We start from the raw sequence: 5,959 nt of genomic DNA on the forward strand, positions 1-5,959 counted from the left end.
TAGAGATATCGATCACATGCCCAACGTTCCCCAGATCCGCATCCCCGCCATCTACATGCGCGGCGGCACCAGCAAGGGCGTCTTCTTCCGCCTGCATGACCTGCCCGAGGCCGCCCAAGTGCCAGGCCCGGCGCGCGATGCACTGCTGCTGCGGGTCATCGGTAGCCCGGACCCCTACGGCAAGCAGATCGACGGCATGGGCGGGGCGACCTCGAGCACCAGCAAGACGGTCATCCTGTCCAAGAGCAGCAGGCCGGATCACGACGTCGATTATCTGTTCGGCCAGGTGTCCATCGACACGGCCTTCGTCGACTGGAGCGGCAACTGCGGCAACCTTTCGGCCGCGGTAGGCTCCTTCGCCATCAGCGCCGGCTTGGTCGATCCCGACCGGCTGCCGCGGGACGGCATGGCGAGGGTGCGCGTCTGGCAGGCCAACATCGGCAAGACCATCATCGCGCACGTGCCCATGACCGACGACGCCGTACAGGAAACGGGTGATTTCGAACTCGACGGCGTGACCTTCCCGGCCGCCGAGGTGCAGTTGGAGTTCCTGGAACCAGCCGACGAGGGTGACGGCGAGGGCGGCGGCTCCATGTTCCCGACCGGCAACCTGGTCGACGACCTCGAGGTTCCCGGTGTCGGCATGCTCAAGGCCACCATGATCAATGCCGGTATCCCGACCGTCTTCATCAATGCGGAGGCCATCGGCTACAGGGGCACCGAGCTGCAGGACGCCATCAACGGCGATGCCGATGCCTTGAGGATGTTCGAGACCATCCGCGCCCACGGCGCGCTGCGGATGGGCCTTATCAAAGATGTCGCCGAGGCGGCGACACGCCAGCACACGCCCAAGGTCGCCTTCGTCGCCCCGCCCGCCGACTACGTCTCCTCCAGCGGCAAGCCGGTCGCCGCCGGCGACATCGATCTGTGTGTACGCGCACTCTCCATGGGCAAGCTGCACCACGCCATGATGGGAACGGCCGCTGTGGCCATCGGCACCGCCGCCGCCATCCCCGGCACCCTGGTCAACCTGGCTGCCGGGGGAGGAGAGCGCACCGCGGTCCGCTTCGGCCACCCCTCGGGCACACTGCGCGTCGGCGCCGAGGCACGTCATGTCGACGGCGACTGGACCGTGACTAAGGCCATCATGAGCCGCAGCGCCCGGGTGCTGATGGAAGGCTGGGTGCGGGTGCCCTCGGAATCTTGGACACCTTCGCATTGATCGACCTGGTAGCGATCGGGATCCTCCTGATCGCCGCCTTCGTGCACGGCGCCTTCGGATTCGGGTTCCCGCTGGTCGCCACGCCGCTGCTCGTGCTTATGATGGATATGCGCGCGGCCGTGCTCCTGACGCTCATCCCGACCATCGCCATCAACCTGGTCAGCATCGCCACCGAACGGCGCTGGCTCGAAGCACTGCGCCGCTTCTGGCCCATCCCGGTCTTCACGATGGTCGGTAGCCTGATCGGCACGCGGATACTGCTGAGCGTCGACCCGGAGCCTTTCAGGCTCCTGTTGGCCCTGGTGTTGATCGTCTTCCTGATCCTGCAACGCAAGCGCGGCGATGGACCCGAGCATCGGATCCCGCGCTGGGGGCTGGCGCTGTTGGGATTGGGGATGGGTCTCTTGGCCGGCCTGGTTAATGTCTTCTCGCCCATCGTGGTCGCCTTCGCGCTCTACACCCGGATGCATCCGGGTCTGATGGTCGCGACCTTCAACCTGAGCTTCATCACCAGCAAGAGCGGCCAGCTGACCGGTTTCGCGCTCCAAAACGCCATGGATCCGATCGTCATTCAGCTCGCGCTCGTGGCGCTGCCTGCCGTTCTGGGCGTGTTGTGGATCGGGATTCGGGTGCGCCGCCGGCTCGATCAAGGGACCTACCGGCGCTGGTTGAACCGGGCGCTCTGGGCGATCGCCGCGGTGCTGATTCTCGACTCGGTCTGACGCCGACCGCATCGGCGAGAGACAGCGCAACGGTCCCGAAGCCGTTCACGCTGTCGTCCCTGACAAATACCGATGCGGATCGGCTCGGTAGGTTACTTGGGGGTCTTATTGGTCAGGGACTGGAAGGTCTGGACGATACGATCCTGGATGTCCTTGGCCCAAGGGGGCATCGGCCAGTTCCAGCCAATGACGATACCGACGGCGAGTGCGATGAGAACGGCAAACATCGGGTCTCCTCCATTTCAGTTGAGGTGAGCAAAAACCACGGGACCCTATCCTGCACGGGCCTTGCACGCACGGGACCGGCGTGTGCGAGGGTGGCAAGCTATTATCACAAAATTTATGTGGCTTTCACGCTTTTCCGTTCAAGCGGGAAGAAAGGGTTTGCCCTCAGTGCGGCTGCTCGGGCCGGAAACCGAGCATCTGCAAGATCACACCCGTCACGGCACCGCCAAGCATTCCGCCGAGGAATCCGGGCGGAACAGCGCTCAAGATCTGGTTTGCGGAATCCTGCGCAGTGCTGCTCAACATCGTGGAGGTCGTACCGCCGACGATCCAAACACTGGCCCCGACCACGGCCGCGATCAGTCCAGCGACGACGGGCGCCGACAGGAATGCCGGAAACCAACGCGCACTGCGGGCGACCAACCAGCGCTCGGAGACCTGGAAGAAGGTCCCGACCAGTGCCACGACGCCCGCCGACAGTACGAACATACTGAACCGGATGCCGAGCGCGGCAAAGATGAGCGCCATGATGCCGCCGGCCAGCACGCCGGCAATGAGACCCGTCAGCGTCTCGGCGAGCGGCCGCCCTCCGCCGGTGATCATCCAGGCATAGAAAACGCCTGCGAGGACCCCGCCCGCGCCCGCCGTCCCGGCAATCCAGAGGAGCTCGACACTCTGCCCGCTGACGATCAAATACCCGATGGACGCCAAAACACCGGCCATGGCTCCCATCAGCGCGACAGGCATGGCGCTGTAAAAGGCCGATGTGGTCATGGCCGCTGCTGCTGCCGCGATGACTAAAGGCTGCCAGCCTGCCAGCCCCAGGAAGGCGAGGACCTGGTACAGACCACCGAACAACGCGCCGAACAGCGCCCCTGCGAGACCCCATATGAAGAGGGTCGTAATCATGGATGCAACTTTGTCCTTTGCTCGCATGTTCCCTCGGTGAGACGATTCGATATGCTTTGAAGATCACACGGCGCACGTCATCCGGCGGCGAGAAACCCCCACGACACCGGGATTGAGACGGTCGTTGCGTGTCCAGCCGAGTGCGTCACTATAGTCCAGTGGGACTCGAGGTCATAGGCAAGCCAACGCGGATTCGCCACGAGGCATGAAACCGGCGCCCGAAACTGCCGGATCCCGGGTAACGGATCCCTGGCGAGAGATTGCGCATCCCGCCAAAAACCGGTATCACTCGCTACAACCCGCCCAGGATCCCGACCGAGGCATGTCCAAACAACCCGACAACGGCGCGCGATGCGTGATCCTCGGCGAGGAGCGCGTGTATTACGACGGCTACTGGATCAAGTCCTACGAGCCGCCGGGCGACACCCTCGAGACCAAACGGCGCCTGATCCAGGCACTCACGCGGCGTCTGTTCAATCACGTCGAGCACGGCATCAACATTCCCGGCTCCAGACTCGACGAGGCTCGCGCGGCCTATACCTCGGAAACCGATGCCGAGCGCAAGCGCGTGAACGGCGCCATGCTGGCGGGCGCACTCTTCAACCGAGCGGCGGATATCTTTACCTGTCTCGTCGAGCTGCAATCCGCAGGCGTCGAGATCGGCCCCGACAACAGCCTGATGCGTGAATGCGGACATTGCCTGCTCGAAGCATTGGAGCTGGGAAAGACGGTCCGGCATCGCAGCGGCGACGAGGGGATCGACGAGCTTTGGGGCGAGCCGTTCAAGGCGTTTTCCATGACGATCGAAGACTTCTACGACAGCCGTTACCTGAAGATCGCCATGACCATGCGCGACATCGACCGCATCGCGGCGGTCCTCAAGGACACCTTTGCGGGCAGTCGCCAGGTGACCGACATCGATCCAAGGATCGAAGCGTTGGCCGATGCAGCCAAGCGCAAGTGCGAGATCCTCCGCACCGACCCGGTGATTTTCGATGTCTGGCCGACCTTCGCGGTCGCGATCGATCGACTCGGGCGCGTAGCTCCCGCGCTGCCCCCGGGCGCGAGCGCCGAGGCCACACGCGAGGCAATGGAAAGTGTCGCGCTGTTGCGCGACGGGACCGAGCTGATCGGCTCGATCGTGCGCGCACGGGTACCGATGCCCAAGAGCACTCGTGAGTTTATCGACCGCTGCCTTTTGTTTAGGCTGACTTTTTTCGGTCCTCCCCCGAGCGCGACCGACGCAGAGCCGATTCGCCTGCCGCCCGCCTCATGTCAAGACGACCTCCTCGAGGTTTAGCCGCAAGCGGCGCGCCTTCAGACAGCTGCCCTACGAAAACCTCAACGCAATGCTCGTTTACATCCACGGACTCAACAGTTCGAGCCGATCCTTCAAGGCCAATCGCCTTCGCGAGCGACTGGACCCGCATCCGGTCGTTGCCGTCGACTACCCGGCGCATCGCCCGGCGGATGCCGTTGCCGTCTTGTCGGATTTTTTCGCCACACTTCTCGCGCACGGCGAGGGTGTCGAGCCGGCCGTGGTCGGAAGCTCCATGGGCGGCTTCTACGGCCAATACCTGGCCCGCCGGTTTCGGTTCTCCCATCTCTTCATGATCAATCCGGCCCTCACGCCCTGGAGTCTCTTTCTGGAGCACGTCGGCGAGGTCATGACCACGGCGGACGGAGAGCGCTACCGGGTCAGCGAGGCATTGATCGAGAGTACCCGACCCTACGGCATCGCAGATCCTTGCGACGGCACACCGAGCACCCTGTTTCTGGAGCGTGGCGACGAGGTCATCGATTCGCGCATCGCCGAGCGCATCTACGCCGGGTGCGGCCGCCTCATGGTCTGGGATGGCGGAGATCATACGTTCCAGCATCTCGACGAGGCGATCGAGACGATCCGGGACCATCTCGACGGTCTCGAACGGACACGCAGCTGATACCGGCCGCCGCGTCGTCGTGACCCGCCGCCACGATCTCAGGGGACCCCGACACGAAACAACTGATCCACGATATGAAAACCGGCGACATAGGTGCCGATCCCGGAACCGAGGCTGCTGAACAGAAACACCAGAAAGACCCGTGCGACACGGTTGCGCCACCAGCCGCGCAGCGTCACGACATCGAGACGCAGCCGGCCGAAATCCGATACCCGAGGTTTGCGCATCGCAAGCTCGACCGCACCCGTGACCATACCGGCACCGATGGTCGGGTTCAGGGATGTCAGCGGCGCGGCGAGAAACGCCGCAAGCACCGTCAATGGGTGCCCTCCGGCCAGGAGCGCACCCAAGGCCGAAAGCCCGCCGTTGATGACGACCCAGGCCGCGACCAAACCCCACCCCATAGTGGTGCTCTGAGAAAAGCCGAAGGCGAAACCGCTCAGGATCAACACGACCAGACCCCATGACAGGATGCGTGGCCAACGGCTCGGCGGTGGGACCTCCTCGAGCGCTCGCGTGAGCGCGGCGGGGTCGGCGACGTCCGTCTCCAAAGACTCGGCGATGCCCTTCAGATGCCCCGCACCTACGACGGCCAAGACCCGCTTCACTCCCGTCCGCGCCGTCTCGCTGCGCAGCTTTGCGGCCATGTAACGGTCGCGCTCCTCGATCAGCGGAACAAACAGATCCCGTCGATCATGGGCGAACTCGGCAAAGGTCGTCTCGAGGACATCGCCCTCTTTGAGCCGCTCGATCTCTTCCTCGCTGACCTTCTCCGAGGTCAGCATCGCGGCCAGGAGTCCCGTGAAGAGGGTGTAGCGCTTCCACCAGCCGAGATTGGCCGAGATGCGTTTGAGGGTAACCCCGATCTCACGATCGATCAGCAGCACCGGCAAACCCAACTCCTTGGCGACGCGGATCGCTGCGCGCTGCTCCGCACC

At 64.1% G+C, this 5,959-nt stretch carries 7 protein-coding genes; 4 read left to right on the plus strand and 3 right to left on the minus strand.

Annotated elements, in window-relative coordinates:
* Positions 1-16 precede the first annotated feature (16 nt).
* Positions 17-1,222, plus strand: coding sequence for a 2-methylaconitate cis-trans isomerase PrpF (prpF, locus tag GPT33_RS16465; protein ID WP_296811042.1), 1,206 nt, complete (start codon positions 17-19; stop codon positions 1,220-1,222).
* Positions 1,204-1,944 carry a sulfite exporter TauE/SafE family protein gene (locus GPT33_RS16470; RefSeq protein ID WP_296811028.1) on the plus strand — a complete coding sequence of 247 codons (741 nt, stop codon included), beginning with the start codon at positions 1,204-1,206 and terminating at the stop codon, positions 1,942-1,944. Before prpF ends, GPT33_RS16470 begins: the two co-directional genes overlap by 19 nt.
* A gap of 92 nt (positions 1,945-2,036) precedes the next feature.
* Here the strand turns inward: GPT33_RS16470 and GPT33_RS16475 are convergent, their stop codons facing one another.
* Positions 2,037-2,171, minus strand: coding sequence for a hypothetical protein (locus tag GPT33_RS16475; RefSeq protein ID WP_296811030.1), 135 nt, complete (start codon positions 2,169-2,171; stop codon positions 2,037-2,039).
* Positions 2,172-2,334: 163 nt separating this feature from the next.
* On the minus strand, positions 2,335-3,078 hold the full coding sequence (locus tag GPT33_RS16480) for a spermidine synthase (protein ID WP_363929430.1): 744 nt from the start codon (positions 3,076-3,078) through the stop codon (positions 2,335-2,337).
* 322 nt (positions 3,079-3,400) lie between these two features.
* Here GPT33_RS16480 and GPT33_RS16485 point away from each other — a divergent pair, with 322 nt between their 5' ends.
* Positions 3,401-4,378: a hypothetical protein gene (locus tag GPT33_RS16485; protein ID WP_296811035.1), complete on the plus strand. Its 978-nt coding sequence runs from the start codon at positions 3,401-3,403 to the stop codon at positions 4,376-4,378.
* A gap of 49 nt (positions 4,379-4,427) precedes the next feature.
* Positions 4,428-5,021 (plus strand): YqiA/YcfP family alpha/beta fold hydrolase, encoded by a 594-nt coding sequence (locus tag GPT33_RS16490; RefSeq protein WP_296811037.1) that lies wholly within the window; start codon positions 4,428-4,430, stop codon positions 5,019-5,021.
* A gap of 38 nt (positions 5,022-5,059) precedes the next feature.
* Here GPT33_RS16490 and GPT33_RS16495 read toward each other — a convergent pair.
* Positions 5,060-5,959, minus strand: a 900-nt coding sequence (locus tag GPT33_RS16495) for a TraB family protein (RefSeq protein ID WP_296811039.1), incomplete at its 5' end; no start/stop codon positions are given.

This window comes from Thiocapsa sp. (assembly GCF_011390875.1).
Classification (GTDB): domain Bacteria; phylum Pseudomonadota; class Gammaproteobacteria; order Chromatiales; family Chromatiaceae; genus Thiocapsa.